Genomic DNA, 23,878 nt, shown 5'->3' with positions numbered 1-23,878 from the left:
GCCCGCCATAGCCGGCAGACGGATTGCCAGCCGGCGCCACGCTAAGGTGGCGCCGACTGGCAAGCGCATACATCAACATCAACTCGGGTGTTCGAAGCCCGGCCACCCTTTTCCGGTGGCACGCCATCTGAGCCCCTGGCGCTGTGCAATGCCAATCAGAAGAGTTGCAAACATCACTCGATTGGAGACGCTTTCGGTATTCTCCCACGCTGTTAAGCACTGCCAGCGCTGGCTGGCGCGGCGGTCCACCCGCACCGTGCAATCTGCGACAGGTGTCGAGGTTGGGGGGCGTTAGGGAACAAGCAGGGAGGGGTGATGGCGACAGGCTCTGCGGGGAGGGGGCTGAGTTGTACATGGCTGGCCTCTACAGGCGTCAAAGCGTGATGTGCGACTCGGGTTGACGTTCCCAGCCACCAAGCGCAGGCTTGTTCAGCACGTTTCCTAATCAGAGGGAGACTTAATGACCGCGACCGCTTCGCTGCACCCAACCCCCGACACCCAGGGCCGTTCCCGCCTCTGGAGTGTGTTCTGGCTGCAGGGCGTCATTCCCAGCAACATTCTGTGGGCGGTAGCCCTCTGGGCGCTGGCCAACCAGCGCACCACGCTGCTGTTGGGGGTATTTGCCGTGCTGCTGCTCTATACCGGTTGGATCATCCCGGCGGTCTGGCGGGCGGCGCCCACCGCGCACAACCCCAACCTGGGCGTGGCCGCGCGCGGGTTGACCGTGGCCTGGGGGCTGAACACCGTGCTGGTGATCTTCTTCCTGACCCTGCAGCTGGTGGCTCAATAGAACTGAACGGGCTCGCCGCCACGGTCGAAGGCGGCGAAGCGGCCGATCTGACCGTCATGGATGGCGTTGACCATCAGCTTCAGCGGGCGCGCGGCTTCGTCGCTGTTGGGTGCGAAACCGCCTCTGCCATCCAGTGCCGCCACGAACACCAGGTCCCAGTCGATGCCGGTGGTGGTCGACTCGGCCGCCAGCGCCTGGAAGCTGGGCACCTCGGCCGGCAGCTTGTCCACGCACAGCACCGGCGACAGGGTGCCGCCCTCGCGGCGGTCATGCCGGTCGCGCTGGTCGCTGGTGGGCGATTCGGGCAGCTCGGCGCGCACGAATACGAACAGCAGGCGTTGCGGTTCAGCCTGCTCGCCGGCGGCATGCAGCAGTTGCTGGAAATCGTTCATCATCATGAGGGTTGTCACACGCCCGCTGCACGGAAAGCCGCATGCTGCCACAACGCCTGCCGCGCGGGGCCGAACGCGATTGATTTAAGTCATGCCCATGGAACTGAAGGCCGCGTACTCTGGCAATCGTTCCAGCAGGCGAGGGTGTCCGGGCCGTTCCGGGCACAGGCAAGACGGTGGAGCAACAAGGTGGACCAGCCATGAGCCAACTCACCGACGGTTTCGGACGCAGCTTTCCGTACCTGCGCCTGTCGTTGACCGAAGCCTGCAACTTCCGTTGCAGCTACTGCCTGCCCGACGGTTACCAGGCCGATGGCCGCCCGCGCTTCCTGCAGGTGGATGAAATCTCGCGCCTGGTGCGTGCGTTTGCCGCGCTGGGCATGAGCAAGATCCGCCTGACCGGCGGTGAGCCCAGCCTGCGCAAGGACCTGGACGAGATCATCGCCACGGTTGCGGCGGTGCCGGGCATCCGCAAGGTGGCCATCACCACCAACGGCACGCTGCTGCCGCGGCGCCTGCCGGGGTGGCACCGGGCTGGCCTGACCGCGCTGAACGTGAGCATGGACAGCCTGCAGCGCGAACGCTTCAAGACCATCACCGGGCACGACCGCCTGCCGGAGATCGAACAGGGCCTGGCCCTGGCGCAGGCGTTGGGCCTGCCGGCGATCAAGCTCAACGCGGTGCTGCTGCGTGGCCTGAACGACGACGAGCTGCCGCAGTGGATGGACTACCTGCGTGACCGCCCCTTCAGCGTGCGCTTCATCGAACTGATGCGCACCGGCGACAACGAAGCCTATTTCCAGCGCCACCACCTGCGCGCCGACGTGGTGATCGAGCAGCTGCTGGCCGCTGGCTGGCACGAGCGTCCGCGCGCGGCCGATGCCGGCCCGGCGCGCGAGTTCGGTCACCCCGACCATCGCGGCAGCATCGGCATCATCGCCCCGTATTCGCGTGACTTCTGCAAGGGCTGCAACCGCCTGCGGGTGACCGCCAAGGGCGACCTGCGGCTGTGCCTGTTCGGCGAGTTCGGCGTGCCGCTGCGCCCGCTGCTGCAGAGCGACGACGACCACGACGCGCTGCTGGCACGCATCACCACACAGCTTGGCCTGAAAGCGGCCGGGCATGGACTGCACCAGGGCCAGACCGGGCTGACCCCGCACCTGGCCTCCATCGGAGGATGAGCAACACGATGAGTGGGGAATTGAATGCGGCCTTCCATATGGCCGATGTCCGCGACAAGCGCATCACCCGCCGCCGTGCGGTGGCGGTGGGCGAGCTGCATGCCGGTCCAGTGGCCTATCCGCTGATCGTCGAGCGCCGCCTGCCCAAGGGCGATGCGCTGGTGATGGCCGAGATTGCCGGCCTGCAGGGCGCCAAGATGGCCTCGATGCTGATGCCGCTGTGCCACCCGCTGCCGCTGGAACTGGTGCAGGTGTTCTGCGCGCCGGTGCCGGAACGGCAGGCGATCCGCGTGTGGTGCGAGTGCGCCAGCGAGGCACGCACCGGCGTGGAGATGGAGGCACTGGCCGGCGTCAACGCGGCGCTGTTGACCCTGTACGACCTGAGCAAGCCGGTGGAACCGGCGCTGCGCATCGAAGGCATCCGCCTGCTGTTCAAGGAAGGCGGCAAGCGCGGTGTCTGGCTGCACCCCGACGGCATGGACGATGCCGAGCGCGCGCGTTTCAAGCCGCGTGCACCGAAGGGCCTGCAGGGCGCGGCCTGCGCGGTGATCACGCTGAGTGATCGTGCCAGCGAAGGCACCTATGAGGATGTGTCCGGCCCGACCCTGGTGACCGGCCTGAAAAGGCTGGGCGGCGAGGTGGTGGCCGCCGAGGTGTTGCCTGATGGCATCGAACCATTGGCGGGCCGCCTGCAGGCCCTGGCCGCCGAGGGCGTGCGCCTGTGCCTGTGTACCGGTGGTACCGGGCTGGGCCCGCGTGACCTGACACCGGAGGCGCTGCGTTCCCTGGACGCGCGGCCGGTGCATGGCCTGGCGCAGATGGTGCGGGCACTGAGTGCACAGCACACGCCGATGGCCTGGCTGAGCCGCGCCGAGGTGGTGCAGCTGGGCAACATGCTGGTGTTCGCATTGCCTGGCAGCCCGAAGGCGGCGGCGCAGTGCCTGGATATCCTGGCGCCGGTACTGGGCCACGCCCTGGCGATGGTCGAGGGTGGTGGCCACTGATGATTGCCTACAGCGAAGCCTTGCAGCACCTGCTGGACGCGGCCACGCCGCTGCCGGCCGAGCGCCTGCCGCTGCATGAGGCCGGCGGCCGTACCCTGGCCAGTGACATCCACAGCGGGCAGTCGTTGCCGCCGTTCGACAATTCGGCGATGGACGGCTTCGCGCTGCGCGCCAACGGCGCGACGTTCGAGGCCGGTACCGAATTCGCGGTGCAGGGCTGGCAGGCGGCCGGCGATGCCGGCGCCGAGGGCGGCGAGGGTGCCTGGGAAATCATGACCGGTGCGCGCATGCCGTCCGGGCTGGACACAGTGGTTCCGGTCGAGAACGTGGACATCCTCGCCAGCGAGGAGGGACGCCCGACCCGCATCGCCCTGAAGGCATCGGTGAAGCCGGGCCAGCACGTGCGCCTGCGCGGCCAGGACGTGAGCGAAGGCGAGCGCGTGCTGCAGGCCGGGCAGGTGCTGGATATCAATGCGCGCACGCTGCTGCATGCCATCGGCGTGGGCCAGGTGGCGGTGGTGGCACGGCCGAAGGCGGCGGTGATCGCCACCGGCAAGGAGCTGGTGACCGAAGCGGCGCAGACGCTGGAATCCGGGCAGATCCGTGACAGCAACCGGCCGTATCTGGTCGGCCGCCTGCAGGCCGCCGGTGCCGAGGTGGTCTGGCAGGGCACGGTGGGCGACGACGTGGCCGCGTTCAATGCGGTGCTGGATGAAGCGCTGGCCGCTGGCGCGCAGGTGCTGATCAGTACGGGGGCAGTGTCGGCCGGGCGCTACGATTTCGTTCCCGATGCGCTGCGCGGCCGTGGTGCGCGCATCGTGTTCCACAAGGTGGCGATCCGCCCAGGCAAGCCGCTGCTGTTCGCGGTGCTGCCCAATGGCGCGCTGTACTTCGGGCTGCCGGGCAACCCGGTGTCGGCGGCCGTGGGTCAGCGTTTCTTCGTCGAGCCGGTGCTGCGCCGCCTGTTGGGGCTGGCGCCGGAGCTCATGTTGCAGCTGCCGCTGCAGGCCGACGTGCGCAAGCCGCCGGGCCTGCGCTTCCACGCGCGTGCGCGGGTGGAAATGGACGGGCAGGGGCGCCTGAGTGCGCGCGTGCTGTCCGGGCAGGAGTCGTTCCGTTTGATGTCCATGCTGCAGGCCAACGCCTGGGTGGTGCTGGAGGCCGAGGGAGACCTGGCCAGCGCTGGCACCTACGTGCGCGTGCAGGGCTGGGGTCACCACGAACCGGTGCAGCTGGTGAGCCAGGAGTCATGATGAAACAAGTGAATCTGCAGTTGTTCGGTGCGTTTTCCGACCTGGATGCCAGCCGCGAGATTGCCGTGGATGTGGCCGGTGGCACCGTGGCCGATCTGCGCCAGGCGCTGCGCGAGCTGCTGCCGGTGCGTTGGCCGGGTTTTCGCGCGGGCCTGCTGGATTATTCGGCGTTTGCCGACCAGCAACGCGTGCTGCGCGACCACGAGGCGCTGCCCGATGACGGCCGGGTGGCGATCCTGCCGCCGGTGAGCGGGGGCTGAGCGATGAGCGAGAAGATCATCGCAAAGGTGGTGGACCGCGCGCAGGCGGCGATCGATCCGGCCGAGGGCATTGCTGCGGTCTCCGATCCGGGCTTCGGCGGCATCGACGTGTTCATCGGCAAGGTGCGTGACGTCAACATCGGCCGGCCGGTGACCGGGATCACCTACGACCTGTTCGAGCCGCTGGTGCTGAACGAGTTCAAGCGCCTGGCCGCCGAGGTCGAGGCGACGTTCGGTCCGAAGCTGAAGCTGTATGTGGCCCACGCCAAGGGCCGGTTGGGCATCGGCGATGTGGCGGTGGTGGTGGCCGCCGGCAGCCCGCACCGCGACGAAGCGTTCCGCGCGTGCCGGCAGTTGATCGAGGTGGTGAAACACCAGTGCCCGATCTGGAAGCAGGAGCATTACGAGGACGGCGACAGCGAGTGGAGCGAGGGCTGCAGCCTGTGCCATGCGGACAGCGAACCCGCTCATGCCCATGACCATGCGCACGATCACCAGCATTGACCCCGCCCTTCAGGGGGGCGCGGGGTTCAGTAGATCCACGCCATGCGTGGATGAGGCCTTTCCCGCGCATCCGGCCGGCGCAGCCACGCATGGCGTGGCTCTACTGCGATGAGCATCAACGGCATCGTGCTGGCCGGTGGCCTGTCCACCCGGATGGGCCGCGACAAGGCACTGCTGCCGTGGCAGGGCCGCACGCTGCTGGAACACATGCGGGGCCTGTTGATGCAGGCCGGCGCAGGCGAGGTATGGGTCAGCGGAAATTACCCGGCATTCGGCGGCGTGCCGGACCGCGTGGCACGTTGCGGGCCGCTGGGCGGGCTCTACAGTGTGGCGATGCGCATGCCCGATGGCCCTGCCTGGGTGGTGCCGGTGGATACGCCGCTGCTGCCGCCGCGATTGCTGGAGCAATTGCGTGACGGCCATCGCGGTCCATGCACGATCTTTGCGGGCCAGCCCCTGCCCATGCTGGTGGATATAGACGATGCTTGTCGCAATGTACTTGGATCGATGCTGGATGACCCGGACGGTCCGCGCTCGCTGCAGGCCCTGCAGCGTCGTCTTGGCGTGAACACCGTGGCGCTGGTGCCGGTTGACGAGGCCGGGCTGGTCAACTGCAATACCCCCGAACAATGGGAGGATGTTGCGTCATGAAAGTGCAGTTGCAGGACCAATCGGTACGGCTTCGCCTGGACGAGGCCGAGCTGGCGCGCCTGCTGGCCGGTGAATCGGTCGAGAACATGACCCGCTTCGGCGGTATCGAAGGCTGGGGCATGGCGGTGTCGCTGCATGCCGGCGATCAACCGGTACTGCTCGACGGAGGCACCTTCTGCCGCTTGGTACTGCCGCGCTCGGCAGTCGAGGCCTTGGCGGCGCGGCTGCCGTGCCGGGATGGCCTGCCATTCGACATTGCCCTGGAAGATGGCAGCCAGCTTCAGCTGCAGTTCGATGTAGACGTGCGCGACAGCGTGCGCCAGCGCGGGGTGACCCGCCGCAGCACCGCTTCATCGGTTTGACATTTGTCAGGGGCAGGGTGGAAACCGGCCCCTGATTGATCCAGATCAACCCCGTCGTCCGTGCTGCACGGCCTAATGGCTGCATGACGACGGGTCACAACTTGAAACGCAGTACCCACGTCATTCCACAGCCTTGGAGCCATGTATGACCGTCGGTAGCGATCCTGTTGTCCGCAGCACTGCCAGTCCCGGTCGCGTCATCAGCGACTGGACGCCGGAGGACCCCGGCTATTGGGAGCGCACCGGCAAGCGGGTCGCCACCCGCAACCTGGTCATCTCGATCCCCTCGCTGCTGCTGGCCTTCTCGGTCTGGGTGCTGTTCTCGGCGGTGTCGATCAGCCTGCCGAAGATCGGCTTCAACTTCAGTACCGACCAGCTGTTCTGGCTGGTGGCGCTGCCCAGCCTGTCCGGCGCGACCCTGCGCATCTTCTATTCGTTCGTGATCCCGATCTTCGGCGGCCGCCGCTGGACCGCGCTGTCCACCGCGTCGCTGCTGGCGCCGACGCTCTGGCTCGGCTTTGCGGTGCAGAACCCGGCCACGCCGTACTGGGTGTTCGTGGCCATCTCGATCCTGTGTGGTTTCGGTGGCGCGAACTTCTCGTCGTCGATGTCCAACATCTCCTTCTTCTACCCCAAGCAGAAGCAGGGCCTGGCGCTGGGCCTGAACGCCGGCCTGGGCAATGTGGGCGTGTCGGTGGCGCAGGCGGTGATTCCGCTGGTCATCACCGTGGGCGTGTTCGGTGCGCTGGGTGGTGCACCGCAGCCCGCGGTGGAGGGTGGGGCGCCGCTGTTCCTGCAGAACGCCGGCTTCATCTGGGTGCCGGCCATCGCGCTGTGCGCCATCGCGGCCTGGTTCGGCATGAACGACCTGACCAGCGCCCGCTCCTCGTTCTCCGAGCAGGCGGTGATCTTCCGCCGCAAGCACAACTGGCTGATGTGCTGGTTGTACATCGGCACCTTCGGTTCCTACATCGGTTTCTCGGCCGGCTTCCCGATGCTGGTGAAGAGCCAGTTCCCGGACGTGAACCCGCTGGCCTACGCCTTCATCGGCCCACTGCTGGGCGCACTGATGCGTTCGGTGGGTGGCAGCATGGCCGATCGCTGGGGTGGCGCACGCCTGACCTTCTGGGTGTTCGCGCTGATGATCGCGGCAGTGTTCGGCGTGCTGCACTTCCTGCCCAGCGATGGCCAGGGTGGCAACTTCTACGGCTTCCTGCTCAGCTTCATGGCGCTGTTCGTGCTCAGTGGCATCGGCAACGGCACCACCTTCCGCATGATCCCGGTGATCTTCCGCACCCTGCATGAGCGCTGGTCGGCCAACGACAACGCCGAGGGCAAGGCCACGGCCGCACACCAGGCCAGCATCGAGTCGGCCGCAGTGGTCGGGTTCTCCGGTGCGATCGGTGCCTACGGCGGTTTCTTCATTCCCAAGAGCTACGGCTCGTCCATTACGTTGACCGGCAGCCCCGACATGGCGCTGTACGGATTCGTTGTTTTCTATGTCACCTGCCTGGCCGTGACCTGGTGGTGGTACTACCGGCGCGGTGCCGAGACACCCTGCTGACGACATGAAAACGCACCGCAGCCAGATGACACACACAGCCACGATGCCGATGTCCGCAAAGGGAGACCCCCGATGAGTTATTTCCTCGATCGCTTGCAGTTCTTCAAGCGTGACCCCCAGACCTTTGCCGATGGCCATGGTTTTGCCAAGAGCGAGGGCCGCGACTGGGAAAACAGTTACCGCGCCCGCTGGCAGTACGACAAGATCGTGCGGTCCACCCATGGCGTGAACTGCACCGGCTCCTGCAGCTGGAAGATCTACGTCAAGAACGGCCTGGTCACCTGGGAAACCCAGCAGACCGACTACCCGCGCACGCGCCCTGACCTGCCCAACCATGAACCGCGTGGCTGCCCGCGTGGCGCCAGCTATTCCTGGTACCTGTACAGCGCCAACCGGCTGAAGTACCCGCTGATCCGCGGCACGCTGCTGCGCCTGTGGCGCGAAGCGCGCAAGAGCAAGGCTCCGGTCGATGCCTGGGCCAGCATCGTGGAGGACAAGGAGAAGGCGCGCTCGTACAAGACCCGCCGCGGCATGGGCGGCTTCGTGCGCCTGCAGTGGGAAGAGGCCAACGAGATCATCGCCGCCTCCAACCTGTACACGGTGAAGCAGTACGGCCCGGACCGCGTGGTCGGATTCTCGCCGATTCCGGCGATGTCGATGGTGTCCTACGCCGCCGGTGCGCGATATTTGTCGCTGCTGGGTGGCGCCTGCCTGTCTTTCTACGACTGGTACTGCGACCTGCCGCCGGCCTCGCCGCAGATCTGGGGCGAGCAGACCGACGTGCCCGAATCGGCCGACTGGTACAACAGTCGCTACATCATCGCCTGGGGCTCGAACGTGCCGCAGACGCGTACGCCCGATGCGCACTTCTTCACCGAGGCGCGCTACAACGGCACCAAGACGGTGGCGATCTGCCCGGACTATTCTGAGCTGGCCAAGCTGACCGACCACTGGCTGCACCCCAAGCAGGGCACCGACGCGGCGCTGGCCTTTGCCTTCGGCCATGTGATCCTGCGCGAGTTCCATGTCGATTCGCCCTCGCAGTATTTCCAGGACTACTGCCGCCAGTACTCGGACATGCCGATGCTGGTACGTCTGGAGCGCCGCGACGATGGCCGCCTGGTGGCGGGCCGCTTCCTGCGTGCCAGTGAGCTGGGCGGGCTGGGTGAAGCCAACAACCCGGACTGGAAGACCCTGGCCTACGACGAGAACAGTGGCCAGATCGTGGTGCCCAACGGCTCGATCGGTTTCCGCTGGGGTGAGAAGGGCCGCTGGAACATCGAAGAAAAGGCCAGCAATGGCGCCGACACACGCCTGCGCCTGAGCTTGTCCGACACCAACGACGGCATCGAGGCGGTGAGCTTCCCGTACTTCGGCGGCATTGAAAGCGATGGCTGGACCGCTGCACCGGCCGAAGAAGTACTGGACCGCAACATTCCGGTGCGCCGGCTGGCCACGGCCGATGGCGGCGAAACGCTGGTGGCCACGGTCTACGACCTGCTGCTGGCCCAGTATGGCGTTGACCGTGGCTTTGGCGGCGGCAACGTGGCATCGAGCTTCGATGACATGGTGCCGGGCACGCCGGCGTGGCAGGAGCGCATCACCGGCGTGTCGCGCGCCGAGGTGATCGAGATCGCCCGCGAGTTCGCCCGTACCGCCGACAAGACCCACGGCCGATCAATGATCATCGTCGGCGCGGGCATGAACCACTGGTTCCACAACGACATGAACTACCGCGGCCTGATCAACATGCTGATCATGTGCGGTTGCGTGGGCCAGACCGGTGGCGGCTGGGCGCATTACGTGGGCCAGGAAAAGCTGCGCCCGCAGACCGGCTGGCAGCCGTTGGCGTTCGGCCTCGACTGGAGCAAGCCGCCGCGCCACATGAACGGCACCTCGTTCTTCTACTTCAACACCGGGCAGTGGCGCTACGAGAAGCTGCAGGTGGACGAGCTGCTGTCGCCGCTTGCCGATGCCAGCAAGTACGGCGGCAGCCTGGCCGACCTGAACCTGCGCGCGGTGCGCATGGGCTGGCTGCCGAGCACCCCGCAGCTGGACCGCAACCCGCTGCAGCTGGTACGCGAGGCCGAAGCGGCCGGCGTAGCCCCGGCCGACTACGCGCTGGGCAAGTTCAAGGACGGCTCGCTGGACTTCGCCTTCGCCGACCCGGACGCCAGCCAGAACCACCCGCGCATGATGTTCATCTGGCGCTCGAACCTGCTCGGTTCGTCGGGCAAGGGCCACGAATACATGCTGCGGCACCTGCTGGGTACGCGCCACGGCCTGCAGGGCAAGGACCTGGGCGAAATGGGCGCAGTGAAGCCGCAGGAGGTGAAGTGGCGCGACGAGGCGCCGGAAGGCAAGCTGGACCTGCTGGTCACGCTCGACTTCCGCATGTGCACCACCGCGCTGTACTCGGACATCGTGCTGCCGACCGCCACCTGGTACGAGAAGGACGACCTCAACACCTCGGACATGCACCCGTTCATCCACCCGCTGTCGAAGGCGGTGGACCCCGCGTGGGAATCGCGCAGCGACTGGGACATCTTCAAGGAGGTGGCCCGCACCGTGAGCGAGATGGCGCCGGGCGTGCTGGGTGTGGAGAAGGATCTGGTGCTGGTGCCGACCCTGCACGACACCCCCAACGAACTGGGCATGCCGTTCGGCGTGGCCGACTGGAAGAAGGGCGAGTGCGAGGCCATTCCGGGCCAGACCATGCCGTCGATGACGGTGGTGGAGCGTGACTACCCGAACCTGTATCGCAAGTTCACCTCGCTCGGCCCACTGCTGGACAAGCAGGGCAACGGCGGCAAGGGAATGAGCTGGGACACGAAGCACGAGGTCGAGTTCCTCGGCAAGTTGAACCACACCGTGCACGAAGAAGGCGTAAGCCAAGGCCGCCCGGCCATCTCGACCGCGATCGACGCAGCCGAAGTGATCCTGCACCTGGCGCCGGAAACCAACGGCCACGTGGCGGTGAAGGCCTGGGAATCGCTGGGCACCTTCACCGGCCGCGAGCACACCCACCTGGCCGTGGGCAAGGAGCACGAGGCGATCCGCTTCCGTGACATCCAGGCGCAGCCGCGCAAGATCATTTCCTCGCCGATCTGGTCGGGCCTGGAAGACGACAACGTCAGCTACAACGCTGGCTATACCAATGTGCACGAGCTGATTCCGTGGCGCACGGTGACCGGTCGCCAGCAGTTCTACCAGGACCATGAGTGGATGATCGATTTCGGCGAGGCGTTCATGAGCTACCGGCCGCCGGTCAACACGCGCACGGTGGAGCCGCTGCTGAACCAGCGCCCGAACGGCAACAAGGAGATCGTGCTGAACTGGATCACCCCGCACCAGAAGTGGGGCATCCACAGCACCTACAGCGACAACCTGATCATGCAGACGCTGTCGCGCGGTGGCCCGATCGTGTGGATCAGCGAGGACGACGCGCGCAGCGCCGGCATCGTCGACAACGACTGGATCGAGCTGTTCAACGTCAACGGTGCGATCGCCGCCCGTGCGGTGGTCAGCCAGCGCGTGATGCCGGGCATGGCGATGATGTACCACGCCCAGGAACGCATCATCAACGTGCCGGGCTCGGAGATCTCCGGCACCCGCGGCGGCATCCACAACTCGGTGACCCGCATCGTGCTCAAACCCACACACATGATCGGCGGCTACGCGCAGCTGGCCTATGGCTTCAACTACTACGGCACCTGCGGCACCAACCGCGATGAATTCGTGATCGTGCGCAAGATGGACAAGGTGGATTGGCTAGATGGCGAGGCCGTACCGGCCGCCGCCAAGGAGGTGGTGTGATGAAGGTCCGCGCACAGATCGCGATGGTGCTGAACCTGGACAAGTGCATCGGCTGCCATACCTGCTCGATCACCTGCAAGAACGTCTGGACTTCGCGCGAGGGCGTCGAGTACGCCTGGTTCAACAACGTGGAAACCAAGCCGGGCATCGGCTACCCGAAGGAATGGGAGAACCAGGACAAGTGGAACGGCGGCTGGGTGCGTACCCGCGCCGGCAAGCTGGTGCCGCGTGCCGGTGGCCGCTGGCGCATGCTGGCCAAGATTTTCGCCAACCCGGACCTGCCGCAGATCGACGACTACTACGAGCCGTTCGATTTCGACTACCAGAACCTGCACACCGCCAAGGACAGCCAGCACCAGCCCACCGCGCGGCCGCGTTCGCTGATCAGTGGCGAGCGCATGCAGAAGATCGAGTGGGGCCCGAACTGGGAGGAAATCCTCGGTTCGGAGTTCAGCAAGCGCTCGCGCGACTACAACTTCGACCAGGTGCAGAAGGAGATCTACGGCGCCTTCGAGAAGACTTTCATGATGTACCTGCCGCGCCTGTGCGAGCACTGCCTGAATCCGGCGTGCGTGTCGGCGTGCCCCTCGGGCGCGATCTACAAGCGCGAGGAAGACGGCATCGTGCTGATCGACCAGGACAAGTGCCGCGGCTGGCGCATGTGCGTTTCGGCCTGCCCGTACAAGAAGATCTACTACAACTGGAAGAGCGGCAAGTCGGAGAAGTGCATCTTCTGCTACCCGCGCATCGAGATGGGTGAGCCGACCGTGTGCTCGGAAACCTGCGTGGGCCGCATCCGCTACCTGGGCGTGATGCTGTACGACGCCGACCGCATCGCCGAGGCCGCTTCGGTGGCCGCCGAGAAGGACCTGTACCAGGCCCACCTGGACATCTTCCTGGACCCGAACGACCCGGCGGTGATCGCCGCCGCGCGCAAGGAGGGGATCCCGGACAGCTGGCTGGAGTCGGCCAAGCAGTCGCCGGTGTACAAGCTGGCGATCGACTGGAAGCTGGCGCTGCCGCTGCACCCGGAATACCGCACGCTGCCGATGGTCTGGTACGTGCCGCCGCTGTCGCCGATCCAGTCCGCTGCCGAGCGTGGCCGCGTGGGCATGAGCGGCGAGCTGCCGGACGTCGCTTCGCTGCGCATTCCGATGCGCTATCTGGCCAACCTGCTGACGGCCGGTGACGAGGCGCCGGTGGTGCGCGCGCTGGAGCGGCTGATGGCCATGCGCGCCTGGCGCCGGACCAAGAACGTGGACGGCGTGGAAGACACCGCGGTGCTGGAACAGACCGGGCTGAGCATCGCCCAGGTGGAAGAGATGTACCGCTACCTGGCCATCGCCAACTACGAGGACCGTTTCGTGATTCCGACCGGCCACCGCGAGTACGCCAACGACGCCTTCGGCGAGCGCGGCGGCTGCGGCTTCACCTTCGGCAACGGCTGCAATGGTGACAGCCCGGCCGACCTGTTCGGCCAGCGCAAGACCACCACTTTCGTGGTGGACAAGGGTCCGAACCACCGCCGCAAGGAGGTGGTGTGATGAGCGTGCTCAAGCTGGTCGGGGTGTTGCTGGACTACCCCCGCGAAGAACTGTGGGAGCACGGCGAGGAACTGCTCACCGCCTGTGACGACCCGGCGCTGAACGCCGCCCGCCGCCAGCATCTGCGCAGTTTCGTGCAGCAGCTGCTGGCCACCGACGCGCTGGACGCACAGGCCGCATGGCTGGCCAGTTTCGACCGCGGCCGCTCGATGAGCCTGCTGCTGTTCGAGCACATCCATGGCGAGTCGCGCGACCGTGGCCAGGCCATGGTCGATCTGGTCGAAACCTACCGCCGCAACGGCTTCGAGCTGGATGCACGCGAGCTGCCGGACTACCTGCCGCTGCTGCTGGAGTTCCTGGCCCATCGCCCCGGCAGCGAGGCCCGCGAGTGGCTGCACCACATCGGCCACATCGCCGGGATGCTGGCGGCACGTGCGGCCGAGCGTGAGCTGCCGCACCGGGTGCTGTTCGAGATTCTGGTCGAAGCCGGTGACGGCAAGGCCGATCTGCATGCGCTGCGCCAGCGTGCCAGCGAAGAAGTCCGCGACGATACCGCCGAGGCCATGGACCGTTTGTGGGAGGAGGAGGCGGTGCGCTTCGGCGCCGAAGCCCCCGCCGAAGACTGCAAGCCGCCCGTGCGTTCGCCGGCCCGTCCTTCGCATCGAGAGGTCCAGCCATGAGTTACTCCCTGCATCAATTCGCCTTCCAGTACTACCCGTACATCGCCGTGGCGGTGCTGCTGATCGGCAGCTGGGCCCGCTATGACAAGGCCATGTACACCTGGCGCACCGGCTCCAGCCAGATGCTGTCGGACAAGGGCATGCGGATCGGCAGCAACTGCTTCCACATCGGCATCCTGGCCATCCTCGGTGGCCACCTGGTCGGCCTGCTGACTCCGCACGCGGTGTACGAGCACTTCATCACCTCGTCGCAGAAGCAGATGCTGGCGATGGTGGTCGGCGGTGTGTTCGGCGCACTGTGCTTCATCGGCATCAGCATCCTGCTGGTACGTCGCCTGTTCAACGCGCGCGTGCGGGCTACCGGCAGCTTCGGTGACACCCTGGTGCTGGTGCTGCTGTTCGCCCAGCTGTGCCTGGGCCTGTACAGCATCCGCGTCTCGTCCGGCCACCTGGACGGCGGGGTGATGGTGCAGCTGGCCGAGTGGGCGCAGCACATCGTGACCTTCCGCGCCGGTGCCGCTGACTACATCGAGGGCGTCAGCTGGGTCTACAAGATGCATATCTTCCTGGGCCTGACCCTGTTCCTGATCGCGCCGTTCACCCGCCTGGTGCACGTGTGGAGCATTCCGATCAGCTACCTGTGGCGGCCCTACCAGGTGGTGCGCCGCCGCCAGGCCACGCTGCGCTACGGTCCGCGGGAGTAAGCCATGGGCAGCCTGCCGAAATTCCTGCCGATCACCGTGATCGACTCCGCCGCACCGGTTCCCGCCGAGGCGCATTCGCATCACCATGACGCGGCAGCGCAGGGGCCACGCTCGCTCGGTCAACCGGCACCCTGCCGGCTGTTCGTGGACGAGACCGCGATCAGCGAGGCCGACATCGCCCGCGAGATGCAGCACCACCGGGCGATGCGCCCGGAACAGTCACGGGCCGAGGCGGCGCGTGCACTGGTGGTGCGCGAGCTGCTGCGCCTGGAAGCGCAGCGGTTGGGCCTGCAGGCGCCGGACGGCAACCGGGTAAGCGACGAGGAAGTGCTGATCCAGCAGCTGCTGGAAGACGCGATCGAAGACCGCGTGCCGGCCGATGAAGACTGCCGCCGCTACTTCGAGCAGAACCCGGAGCGCTTCCGCTCTCCCGACCGCGTGCGTCTGCGCCATATCCTGCTGGCCGCGCCGGCCGACGACGTGGCCGGGCGCTTCGCCGCACGTACCGAGGGTGAGTGGCTGGTCGGGCTGCTGAAGGAGTCGCCGCACCTGTTCGCCGATTTCGCCCTGCGCCATTCACGCTGCCCATCCAGCAGCGAAGGCGGTGACCTGGGCTGGCTGCAGCGTGGGCAGACCACGCCGGAGTTCGACCGACAGGTGTTCCGCCTGCGCGAGGGCCTGGCCGGCTTCCCGGTGGAATCGCGCTGGGGCTACCACGTGGTCTGCGTCGATGCCCGCGAGGACGGCCAGCCGCAGCCGTTCGAGGCCGTGTTGCCGCAGCTGCGTGACTACCTGGAATTGCAGGTGCGGCAGCGCGAGGTGCAGGCCTACCTGCTGCAGCTGCAGGAGCGCTACCCGGTGCGCGGGCTGGATGAGATCGAAGCCGAAGCGGATATCGGCTGAACCCCCTTGAACGAGGAAAATTCATGAACCAGGCCCTTGCCCCCGCCAGCGCCGGGCAGCAGCAACGTGCGCTGTGGCTGAGCACGTTCGCCTTCACCGTGTGCTTTGCGGTGTGGATGATCTTTTCGATCATCGGCATCCAGATCAGTCAACAGCTCGGCTTGAATGACACCCAGTTCGGCCTGTTGATCGCCACGCCGGTGCTGACCGGTTCGGTCAGCCGCGTCTTCCTCGGCATCTGGTCCGACCAGTTCGGTGGCCGCAAGGTGATGGTGCTGGTGATGCTGTGTGGCGCAGTGGCCACCTGGATGCTGACCTATGCGCAGACCTACACCCAGTTCCTGATTGCCGCGCTGTGCGTGGGCATCGCCGGCGGCAACTTCTCGGTGGGCGTGGCCTACGTGTCGAAGTGGTTCCCGGCCAGCAAGCAGGGCACCGCACTGGGCATCTTCGGTGCCGGCAACATCGGCTCGGCGGTGACCAAGCTGCTGGCGCCGCTGGTGATGGTGGCGGCCGGCTGGACCATGGTTGCCAAGGTCTGGGCCGTTGCGCTGGCGGTTACTGCGGTGCTGTTCTTCCTCTTCAGCAAGGAAGATCCGTCGCTGGAGCAGCGCCGCCGCGAAGGCGTGAAGCCGGTGCCGTTTGCCGAGCAGATGGCACCGCTGAAGAACCTGCAGGTCTGGCGGTTCTCGCTGTACTACTTCTTCGTGTTTGGCGGCTTCGTGGCGCTGGCGTTGTGGCTGCCGCACTACCTGGTGGGCGCCTATGGCATGGACGTGGGCCACGCCGGCATGCTGGCGGCGTGCTATTCGATCCCGGCCAGCCTGTTCCGGGTGGTGGGTGGCTGGATGTCGGACCGGATGGGCGCGCGCCGGGTGATGTACTGGACCTTCGGCGTGTCGGCCATCTGCACCTTCCTGCTGGCCTACCCGGATACCGAGTATGTGGTGAAGGGTATCCATGGCCCGATCCACTTCCATCTGGCCATCGGCGTGGTGATGTTCACCGTGCTGGTGTTCGTGCTTGGCTTCTTCATGTCGCTGGGCAAGGCCGCGGTCTACAAGCACATTCCGGTGTACTACCCGAAGCACGTGGGTGCCGTGGGCGGCGTGGTCGGCATGATCGGTGGCCTGGGTGGCTTCATCCTGCCGATCGTGTTCGGCGCGTTGAACGATGCAGTGGGCATCTGGAGCAGCTGCTTCATGCTGCTGTTCGTGCTGGTGGCGGCTGCGCTGGCATGGATGCACTTCGCGATCCGTCGCATGGAACGTCGCCACTTCCCGCAGATCGACCGCGAAACCGATCTGCCCGAAGCCATCGATGCGGCTGCCGCCGAGCGGGTGCGTGGCGGGTGAAGGGTGCTGCCGGCCAACGGCCGGTACTACCAAGTGGTGGATGAAAGGGTAGTGCCGGCCGCTGGCCGGCAGGAACCATCAGATGCGCCACGCTTGATTTCAATCAGGGCCACGCGAAGAGGAACGCCCGAAGATGTCTGCCATGAGCTTCCACGTTGACGAGAGCGAGGACACTGCGCTGCAGGCGGCATTGCTGCGGCAGCCCCGGCACGTGCTGTTTCCGCCGGCTGACCAGTTCAGTACCGGCTTTGGCGAAAGCGGGTGGCGCGGCGCCGTGCGCGCCAGCAACGAGCACCTGATCCCGCGTGGCTTGACGCTCGGCTTCCAGGTTGGTCGTGGTGGACGCGATGCGCCAGCGCAGGCGTATCTGGACACCCTGCTGCTGGCCCTGCGCCTGCAGGCCGGCGCGCTGGCTGAAGATCGCGAGGTAGTGGCGATGGTACTGCAGCTGGGGCTGGCCGAGACGCTGCCGCCGCCGCAGCTGGGCCAGCTGCTGGATGCGGTGCCGCAGCACCTGCGCACGGTGGCGCGGCCACAGGTGGAGGTGCGTCTGGACGCGGGTAGTGCGCTGTCACCGGCGCAGCTGCGTGCGTTGGGCTGCACCCGTTTGAACGTGATCGATCGCGCCGATGCACCCGGGCCGACCCTGCTGGCGCAGGCGCGACAGGTCGGCTTTACCGCGCGCTACTACCAGTTGCGGGTGCCCGGCAGCGAGGACACCGGCTTCATCGAACGACTGCATGAGGTGCTGGCCGAAGCGCCCGAGCGCATCCTGTTGCCGGCGCCGTGTGCACTGCCGGAACATCCTTCGGCCGCACGATGGCTGCAGAGCTGGCGCCTGCTGCGCGCAGCAGGTTACGAGCCGATCGGTGGCGATCACTATCAGCGCGGCGACCTGCCCAACCCGCATGGCCCGGGCGATGGCCAGCGTCATTGTGACCTGGCCGGCGCGCCACGCCGCGACCGCAGCGATTTCATCGGGCTTGGCCTGTCCGCCTGCAGCCAGATCGGCGAGGTGTTCTACCGCCTGGAGGACGAACTGGGCGAATGGCGTGCGCGGCTGCAGGCCGGGCACATGGGCGTGTCTGCCGGATTGATCCTGTCCGAAGACGAGCGACTGGCGGCCGAGGTGGCGCAGAGCATCGCCTGCGATCACGCGCTCGATGCGGCTGCCTTCGAATGGCGCAACGATGAACCGTTCGAAGAATGCTTCGCCGAGCAGCTGCCGGCATTGGCACCGTTGCTGGCGCGCGGCTGGGCACACTGGGATGGGCGCGTACTGCAGCTGGCCGAAGAAGGGCGGCTGCTGTGGCGTATGATGGCCGCATGCTTCCGGCCGGCGGCCGCCATCGCTTGAGTCTTGCCCCGATGTCTTCGAATCCGCCTTCGCACGGCCGCCTCGGCCAGGCCACACCGAACCCCGCCGCCGCCGATGACGGCGATGCGCTGCACTTCTGCAGCACCTGCGCGTTTTCCGACGCGTGCATGTCGCAGGGCTACGACAAGACCGCACTGGGTGATCTGCACGTGCTGGTCGACCATGTCGGTCCGTTCCATGCAGGTGACTACATCTTCCGCGCCGGCGAATCGTTCGATTCGATTGCTGCGGTGCGCGCGGGCATGGTCAAGACCTTCGTCGATGACAGCCAGGGCAACGAGCAGGTGCTGGGCTTCAGCCTGCCGGGCGAAGTGATCGGCCTGAATGCGATCCACGGTTCGCGCTTCCCCTGCAATGCGGTGGCGCTGGATACCGTGCACCTGTGCCGCATCTCGTTCCCCAAGCTCAGCTCGCTGGCCACGCGCATGCCGGGGCTGCAGGCCAAGCTGTTCAGCCTGCTCAGTGCGGAGATCGGCAAGGTCGCTACCCTGGCCGCCAACCACCGTACTGAAGAGCGCATGGCCGCGTTCCTGCTGGACATGTCCGAGCGTTACGCGCGGCGTGGTTTTTCCGCCACGCGCTTCAACCTGACGATGGCGCGTACCGAGATCGCCAATTACCTGCGGATGGCGCCGGAAACCGCCAGCCGCGTGCTGCGTCGCCTGAGCGATGATGGAATCATCGCGGTGAAGCAGCGTGAGATCCTGCTGCTGCAGCCCGAGCGCCTGGCGGCGCTGGCGGTGGCCGACGAATCCGATCCGAACTGAACCTGGCCGGGAGCCGACGATGAAGCGAGCTGGACTGTTGTTGCTGGGACTGCTGGCCACGGTGCCGGCGTGGGCGGCCGACCTGACGGTGTCGGCGGCATCGAGCCTGACCGAGAGCTTCCGCGAACTGGGCGCCGCCTATGAGAAGGCGCACCCGGGGACCAAGGTCGACTTCAACTTCGCCGCGTCCGGCGTACTGCTGCAGCAGATCAGCCGCGGCGCGCCGGTGGATGTGTTCGCGTCGGCCGACGAAGCCACGATGGACCAGGCCCAGCAGCAGGACCTGCTGGCGGCCGGTACCCGCGAGGTGTTCGCAGTGAATGCGCTGTGGGTGGTGGTGCCGCCGCAGGCCAAGGCTGCGCCACGTACCTTGAAGGACCTGGCCGGTGCAGGCGTGCAACGCATCGCACTGGGCAACCCGGACAGCGTGCCGGTCGGCCGCTATGCCAAGGGCGCGCTGGAAGCAGCGGGCCTGTGGCCGTCGGTGCAGGGCAAGACCATCACCACCCAGAACGTGCGCCAGTCGCTGGATTACGTGGCGCGCGGCGAAGTGGACGCCGGCTTCGTCTATGCCACCGATGCACAGGCGATGCCCGACCGGGTGCGCCGTGCCTTCGCGGTGCCGGTGGCGGGGCGCATTGCGTATCCGCTGGCGGTGACCAAGGCCAGCGCGCAGCCCGGCGAAGCAAAGCGCTTCACCGCCTTCGTGCGTTCGGCACAGGGCCAGGCGATCCTGGCCAAGCACGGGTTCGGCAAGCCCTGAGGCATGGATCTCGACTGGAGCGCACTGTGGTTGTCGCTGAAGGTGGCCGGCTGGGCCACCGCGATCAATCTGGTGCTGGGCGTGGCACTGGGCGCGCTGCTGGCGCGGCGGCGCTTTCCCGGCCGTGAGTTGCTGGATTCGCTGCTGACCCTGCCGATGGTGCTGCCACCGACGGTGCTGGGCTATTACCTGCTGGTGCTGATCGGTCGCAACGGCCCGATCGGCGCGTGGCTGCAGTCCTGGTTCGGCATCAACCTGGTGTTCACCTGGCAGGCGGCCGTGATCGCCGCGGCGGTGGCTTCGCTGCCGCTCGTGTTCAAGCCGGCACGCGCGGCGTTCGAGGAAGTGGACGGTCAGCTGGAGCAGGCCGCGCGTACGCTTGGAGTGTCCGAAGCAGCGGTGTTCTTCCGCATCACGTTGCCGCTGGCCTGGCGCGGCATCCTCGCCGGCCTGCTGCTGGCGTTCGCACGCGCGATGGGCGAGTTCGGCGCGACGTTGATGGTGGCGGGCAGCATTCCGGGCCGAACGCAGACGTTGTCGATCGCCATCTACGAGGCGGTGCAGGCCGGCCAGGACGGCAAGGCCAATGCGCTGGTGATCCTGACCTCGGTGGTCTGCATCGTGATTCTGTTGCTGGCTGCACGGCTGGTGGGCGGACGTCGCCGGGAGCTGCGTGATGTGGCTTGACCTGCAGGTGCAGCGTCGCCTGCAGGCGGCCGGCCAGGATTTCGTGTTGGACGTATCGCTGCAGTGCACGCAGCGCCAGGTGGTGCTGTTCGGGCCCTCGGGCGCGGGCAAGAGCCTGACCTTGAAAGCGGTGGCCGGCCTGCTTCGGCCGGGCCAGGGCCATGTGCGCCTGCAGGGACAGACCCTGTTCGATGCGGCCACCGGTGTGGATCTGCCGCCGCAGCGCCGCCGGTTGGGCTACGTGTTCCAGGATTACGCGCTGTTTCCGCACCTGAGCGTGCGCCAGAATGTGGCGTTCGGTCTGGAGAAGGGGTGGTTGAATCCGCGGATCGGCCAGCGCTTCGATGCGGTGGAGCAGTGGTTGCACGCATTCCGCATCGACACGGTGGGCGATCTGCTGCCTTCCCAGGTGTCCGGTGGCCAGCGCCAGCGCACTGCACTGGCGCGCGCCCTGGTGACGCAACCGCAGGCTCTGCTGTTGGATGAGCCGTTCTCTGCGCTGGACCATGATCTTCGCCAGCACCTGCGCCAGGAGCTGGAGACGGTGCTGGACAAGACCGGTATCCCGCTGTTGTTGATCAGCCACGACCCGCAGGATGTGGCCGTGTTTGGGCAGCAGGTGGCGCGTGTAGTGGATGGTCGCATCGTTGGCAATTGACCTGTGATGGTAGTGCCGGCCGCTGGCCGGCAACCACGGAATCCGGGGCAGCCGGCCCGCGGCCGGCGCTACCGGTTCAGCCGTTCGTCGCCCACTGGATGAACGCCCAGCGCCGCGTCGGCGCCATGCCGAAACGATGCTGTGGCGAGCGCGTATGCCATGCACGTACGCGTGCTTCCTCATCCGCATCCAACGCACCGAACAGCTCCACCGCCTGGCGCACCAGGCCGTCGGCATCCTGCGCGACGTCGCGCACCGATTCGGGCAGGTAGTCCAGCTGCGGCTCGCGTCCCATGTCCAGCAGCATGTTGATCGGGTAGCGGTGGTCGGGCATCGGCACCCAATCACGGCCAAGCAGCTCGGCCAACTCCGGCACGCCGGCCCGAGGACCGGTGGCGAAGGTGATGCAGGCACGCTGGCGGGCGTGCGCATCCAGCCTGCGCAGCGCGGCCTCCAGATCCGCCACCATCAGCGAGCGCGAGGCAATGGCCAGATCACAGCGCGGCACGTCGTGCCAGTCGTCGGTCCACGACAGCGCCCACGGCGTGACGTTGGAAACGCCGTCGCGGGCGATGGCGGCACGCAGGCCGTCGAGCATGCCGGTGCTGTAGTCGAGCGCATGCACATGACCGACCTGCGTGGCGATCGGCAGGCTCAGCAGCCCGGGGCCGCAGCCCACGTCGAGCACGGTGGCCACGCCGGAAAGATCAAGCCGGGCGAGGAACGCCTCGCTGTAGTCGTCGTGACGGCGCTTCCAGCTGGACTGTGCGGCACGCGCGTCCCAGGCACTGGCCGGCTTGGCCTGGAAGCCACAGGCCTGCAGGTGTTGGCGATAGCGTGCGCTGTGGTCGATCGGGGTCGGTAGCGGTGTACTCATGTAGAAGTTCCGGAAGCGGGCAGGGCGGCGGCGACGCGTGCGGCATCGACGCCATACAGGGTGGCGAGGCGTTCGGGCGTTGCGACCTCGCGGGCAGGGCCGAGCGCCTGCAGGCTGCCGGCGGACATCAACGCAATGCGGTCGGCCACCTGCAGCGCGTGCTGCGGTTGATGGGTGGACAGCAGCACACCGATGCCACGATCGGCCAGGCGGCGCACGGTATCGAGGATGCGCAGCTGGTTGCCGAAGTCGAGGCTGGCGGTGGGTTCGTCCATGATCAGCAACTGCGCCTGCTGCGCCAGTGCGCGTGCGATCAGCACCAGTTGGCGCTCACCACCGCTGAGCGTGGTGACGGTGCGGTCGGCCAGCGCCTGCAGGCCCAGTTCGCGCAGGCAGTCATCGGCGATGGCTTCATCAGCGCGACCCGGTGCCGCCAGCAGGCCCAGGTGCGCGGCGCGGCCCATGGCGACCACCTCGCGCACGCGCCAGGGGAAGGGCAACGGCGCGGCCTGTGGCACATAGCCCATACGGCGGGCGCGGGCGGCGCGATCATGCGCGCGTAGCGGCGAGCCCTGCAGGTCCACCTCGCCGTGCACCGCAGGCAGCAGGCCTAGCAGTGTACGGAACAGAGTCGTCTTGCCACAGCCGTTCGGGCCAAGCAGGCACAGCACCTCGCCAGGCTGTACCGACAGCGCAAACGGCGCGCCCAGTGCCACGCCGGCATGGCCGATGGCCAGGCTGCGTGCTTCCAGCAGCAGTGTGGCGGTGCTCATGGGCGACGCTCGCTGCGCGCCAGTACCAGCAAAAAGCACGGCACACCGACGAACGCAGTGAGGATGCCGAGCGGCAGCTCGATTGGCGCCAGGGTGCGCGCCAGCGTATCGGCGGCGAGCAGGAAGCTGGCGCCGAGCAGCAGGCTGGCCGGCAGCAGGCGGCGGAAGTCGGCGCCGACCAGCAGCCGCGCGATATGCGGAACCACCAGTCCGACCCAGCCGATGATGCCGGCCAGTGACACCGCCGCCGCAGTGCACAGCGTGGCGGCGGCAATCAGCGTCCAGCGCAGCGGGGTGACCGCCACGCCCAGCGCGCTGGCCTCTTCATCACCCAGGCCGAGCAGGTTCACCCGCCAGCGCAGCAGCACCAGCGGCAACAGCCCGATCAGCAGCAGTGGCGCGGTGACCTTGAGGTCGTCGATGACCACCGCGTTCAAGCCGCCCAGCAGCCAGAAAGTGATCGAGGGCAGCTGCGTGTACGGATCGGCCAGCAGCTTCAGCAGCGAGATGCCGGCACCGAGCAGCGCGGACACTGCGACGCCGGCCAGTACCAGGACCAGCACCGGATCGTGCCGCCGTACCAGCGCAGCCACCAGGCAGACCAGGCCCACCGCACCGAGGCCGCCTGCGAAGGCGATGCCCTGCACCAGCAGCATCGGCAGGCCGAGGAACAGGCCCAGCGAAGCGCCAAGGCCGGCACCGGCGGAGACGCCGAGGATGTCCGGCGACACCAGCGGATTGCGGAACATGGCCTGGTAGGCCGCACCGGCCGCCGACAGCACCGCACCGATCAGCACGGCGGCCAGCACGCGCGGCAGGCGGATATGCCAGAGCGCGGCCTGCACCGCAGGTGGGCTGGGTTCGCCGATGCCGAACAGCTGCCAGCCGATGGCGTGCAGCAGCGCCGCCGGTCGCACCGGGAACTGGCCGACCGAGAACGCCAGCAGCAGCATCGCCAGCAGCAGGCTCCAGCCACCGGCATGCCAGGCCCAACGTGGAAGCGTGCGCATGC

General features: G+C 67.1%; 24 protein-coding genes. 20 read left to right on the top strand and 4 right to left on the bottom strand.

What is annotated here, in order from left to right:
* Nucleotides 1-460 precede the first annotated feature (460 nt).
* The gene (locus tag AC5P57_RS16915) at nt 461-790 is read left to right on the top strand and encodes a hypothetical protein (RefSeq protein WP_005416862.1); all 330 of its coding nucleotides are present in this window, start codon (nt 461-463) and stop codon (nt 788-790) included.
* On the opposite strand, the gene AC5P57_RS16910 is transcribed toward AC5P57_RS16915, so the two are convergent.
* Nucleotides 784-1,188 (bottom strand): hypothetical protein, encoded by a 405-nt coding sequence (locus AC5P57_RS16910; protein WP_024958877.1) that lies wholly within the window; start codon nt 1,186-1,188, stop codon nt 784-786. The two genes, AC5P57_RS16915 and AC5P57_RS16910, sit on opposite strands and share 7 nt — an antisense overlap.
* Nucleotides 1,189-1,382: 194 nt before the next feature.
* Between AC5P57_RS16910 and moaA the strand changes: the two genes are divergently transcribed.
* The 19 genes from moaA (at nt 1,383) to AC5P57_RS16815 (ending at nt 21,216) form a co-directional block, all read left to right on the top strand.
* Nucleotides 1,383-2,363: a GTP 3',8-cyclase MoaA gene (moaA, locus tag AC5P57_RS16905; protein ID WP_142806137.1), complete on the top strand. Its 981-nt coding sequence runs from the start codon at nt 1,383-1,385 to the stop codon at nt 2,361-2,363.
* A gap of 8 nt (nt 2,364-2,371) precedes the next feature.
* Nucleotides 2,372-3,367 (top strand): bifunctional molybdenum cofactor biosynthesis protein MoaC/MoaB, encoded by a 996-nt coding sequence (gene moaCB / locus AC5P57_RS16900; RefSeq protein WP_099553417.1) that lies wholly within the window; start codon nt 2,372-2,374, stop codon nt 3,365-3,367.
* Nucleotides 3,367-4,620 carry a molybdopterin molybdotransferase MoeA gene (locus AC5P57_RS16895; RefSeq protein ID WP_262235011.1) on the top strand — a complete coding sequence of 418 codons (1,254 nt, stop codon included), beginning with the start codon at nt 3,367-3,369 and terminating at the stop codon, nt 4,618-4,620. Before moaCB ends, AC5P57_RS16895 begins: the two co-directional genes overlap by 1 nt.
* Entirely contained in the window at nt 4,620-4,880 is a 261-nt protein-coding gene (locus tag AC5P57_RS16890) for a MoaD/ThiS family protein (RefSeq protein ID WP_017354494.1), read from the top strand. Before AC5P57_RS16895 ends, AC5P57_RS16890 begins: the two co-directional genes overlap by 1 nt.
* A 3-nt stretch (nt 4,881-4,883) precedes the next feature.
* Complete coding sequence (locus AC5P57_RS16885; RefSeq protein WP_049444673.1) at nt 4,884-5,384, top strand: molybdenum cofactor biosynthesis protein MoaE; 501 nt, start codon at nt 4,884-4,886, stop codon at nt 5,382-5,384.
* A gap of 108 nt (nt 5,385-5,492) precedes the next feature.
* On the top strand, nt 5,493-6,035 hold the full coding sequence (gene mobA, locus AC5P57_RS16880) for a molybdenum cofactor guanylyltransferase (protein WP_262235012.1): 543 nt from the start codon (nt 5,493-5,495) through the stop codon (nt 6,033-6,035).
* The gene (locus tag AC5P57_RS16875; protein WP_099553426.1) at nt 6,032-6,397 is read left to right on the top strand and encodes a DUF7009 family protein; all 366 of its coding nucleotides are present in this window, start codon (nt 6,032-6,034) and stop codon (nt 6,395-6,397) included. The genes mobA and AC5P57_RS16875 overlap by 4 nt, the downstream gene beginning before the upstream one ends.
* Before the next feature lie 145 nt (nt 6,398-6,542).
* Nucleotides 6,543-7,961 (top strand): NarK family nitrate/nitrite MFS transporter, encoded by a 1,419-nt coding sequence (locus AC5P57_RS16870; protein WP_142806131.1) that lies wholly within the window; start codon nt 6,543-6,545, stop codon nt 7,959-7,961.
* A 72-nt stretch (nt 7,962-8,033) separates the two neighbouring features.
* Nucleotides 8,034-11,777 (top strand): nitrate reductase subunit alpha, encoded by a 3,744-nt coding sequence (locus AC5P57_RS16865; protein ID WP_142806130.1) that lies wholly within the window; start codon nt 8,034-8,036, stop codon nt 11,775-11,777.
* On the top strand, nt 11,777-13,321 hold the full coding sequence (narH, locus tag AC5P57_RS16860) for a nitrate reductase subunit beta (protein WP_262235013.1): 1,545 nt from the start codon (nt 11,777-11,779) through the stop codon (nt 13,319-13,321). The genes AC5P57_RS16865 and narH overlap by 1 nt, the downstream gene beginning before the upstream one ends.
* Nucleotides 13,321-14,001, top strand: coding sequence for a nitrate reductase molybdenum cofactor assembly chaperone (gene narJ / locus AC5P57_RS16855; RefSeq protein ID WP_262235014.1), 681 nt, complete (start codon nt 13,321-13,323; stop codon nt 13,999-14,001). The genes narH and narJ overlap by 1 nt, the downstream gene beginning before the upstream one ends.
* On the top strand, nt 13,998-14,705 hold the full coding sequence (gene narI, locus AC5P57_RS16850) for a respiratory nitrate reductase subunit gamma (protein WP_099553434.1): 708 nt from the start codon (nt 13,998-14,000) through the stop codon (nt 14,703-14,705). Before narJ ends, narI begins: the two co-directional genes overlap by 4 nt.
* Nucleotides 14,706-14,708: 3 nt before the next feature.
* Nucleotides 14,709-15,608 (top strand): peptidylprolyl isomerase, encoded by a 900-nt coding sequence (locus AC5P57_RS16845; RefSeq protein ID WP_495219674.1) that lies wholly within the window; start codon nt 14,709-14,711, stop codon nt 15,606-15,608.
* A gap of 23 nt (nt 15,609-15,631) precedes the next feature.
* Entirely contained in the window at nt 15,632-16,963 is a 1,332-nt protein-coding gene (locus AC5P57_RS16840) for an MFS transporter (RefSeq protein WP_012480466.1), read from the top strand.
* 142 nt (nt 16,964-17,105) lie between these two features.
* Nucleotides 17,106-18,320 carry an oxygen-independent coproporphyrinogen III oxidase gene (locus AC5P57_RS16835; RefSeq protein WP_262235016.1) on the top strand — a complete coding sequence of 405 codons (1,215 nt, stop codon included), beginning with the start codon at nt 17,106-17,108 and terminating at the stop codon, nt 18,318-18,320.
* 11 nt (nt 18,321-18,331) lie between these two features.
* The gene (locus AC5P57_RS16830; protein WP_005416832.1) at nt 18,332-19,108 is read left to right on the top strand and encodes a helix-turn-helix domain-containing protein; all 777 of its coding nucleotides are present in this window, start codon (nt 18,332-18,334) and stop codon (nt 19,106-19,108) included.
* A gap of 19 nt (nt 19,109-19,127) precedes the next feature.
* Complete coding sequence (modA, locus tag AC5P57_RS16825; RefSeq protein ID WP_099553440.1) at nt 19,128-19,871, top strand: molybdate ABC transporter substrate-binding protein; 744 nt, start codon at nt 19,128-19,130, stop codon at nt 19,869-19,871.
* A gap of 3 nt (nt 19,872-19,874) precedes the next feature.
* Entirely contained in the window at nt 19,875-20,558 is a 684-nt protein-coding gene (gene modB, locus AC5P57_RS16820) for a molybdate ABC transporter permease subunit (RefSeq protein ID WP_005413347.1), read from the top strand.
* Nucleotides 20,548-21,216, top strand: coding sequence for a sulfate/molybdate ABC transporter ATP-binding protein (locus AC5P57_RS16815; protein WP_099553445.1), 669 nt, complete (start codon nt 20,548-20,550; stop codon nt 21,214-21,216). The genes modB and AC5P57_RS16815 overlap by 11 nt, the downstream gene beginning before the upstream one ends.
* 76 nt (nt 21,217-21,292) lie before the next feature.
* Here AC5P57_RS16815 and AC5P57_RS16810 read toward each other — a convergent pair whose 3' ends face one another.
* The 3 genes from AC5P57_RS16810 to AC5P57_RS16800 are packed head-to-tail and all read right to left on the bottom strand — an operon-like array spanning nt 21,293 to nt 23,876.
* On the bottom strand, nt 21,293-22,093 hold the full coding sequence (locus AC5P57_RS16810; protein WP_495219673.1) for a class I SAM-dependent methyltransferase: 801 nt from the start codon (nt 22,091-22,093) through the stop codon (nt 21,293-21,295).
* The gene (locus AC5P57_RS16805) at nt 22,090-22,866 is read right to left on the bottom strand and encodes an ABC transporter ATP-binding protein (RefSeq protein WP_099553449.1); all 777 of its coding nucleotides are present in this window, start codon (nt 22,864-22,866) and stop codon (nt 22,090-22,092) included. The genes AC5P57_RS16810 and AC5P57_RS16805 overlap by 4 nt, the downstream gene beginning before the upstream one ends.
* The gene (locus tag AC5P57_RS16800; protein WP_099553451.1) at nt 22,863-23,876 is read right to left on the bottom strand and encodes a FecCD family ABC transporter permease; all 1,014 of its coding nucleotides are present in this window, start codon (nt 23,874-23,876) and stop codon (nt 22,863-22,865) included. Before AC5P57_RS16800 ends, AC5P57_RS16805 begins: the two co-directional genes overlap by 4 nt.
* Nucleotides 23,877-23,878 lie beyond the last annotated feature (2 nt).

The sequence above is a fragment of the Stenotrophomonas sp. YJH_SMC_79 genome (genome assembly GCF_059367995.1).
The sequence above is the reverse complement of the archived record's forward strand: the minus strand, read 5'-3'. Positions and strand labels throughout refer to the sequence as shown.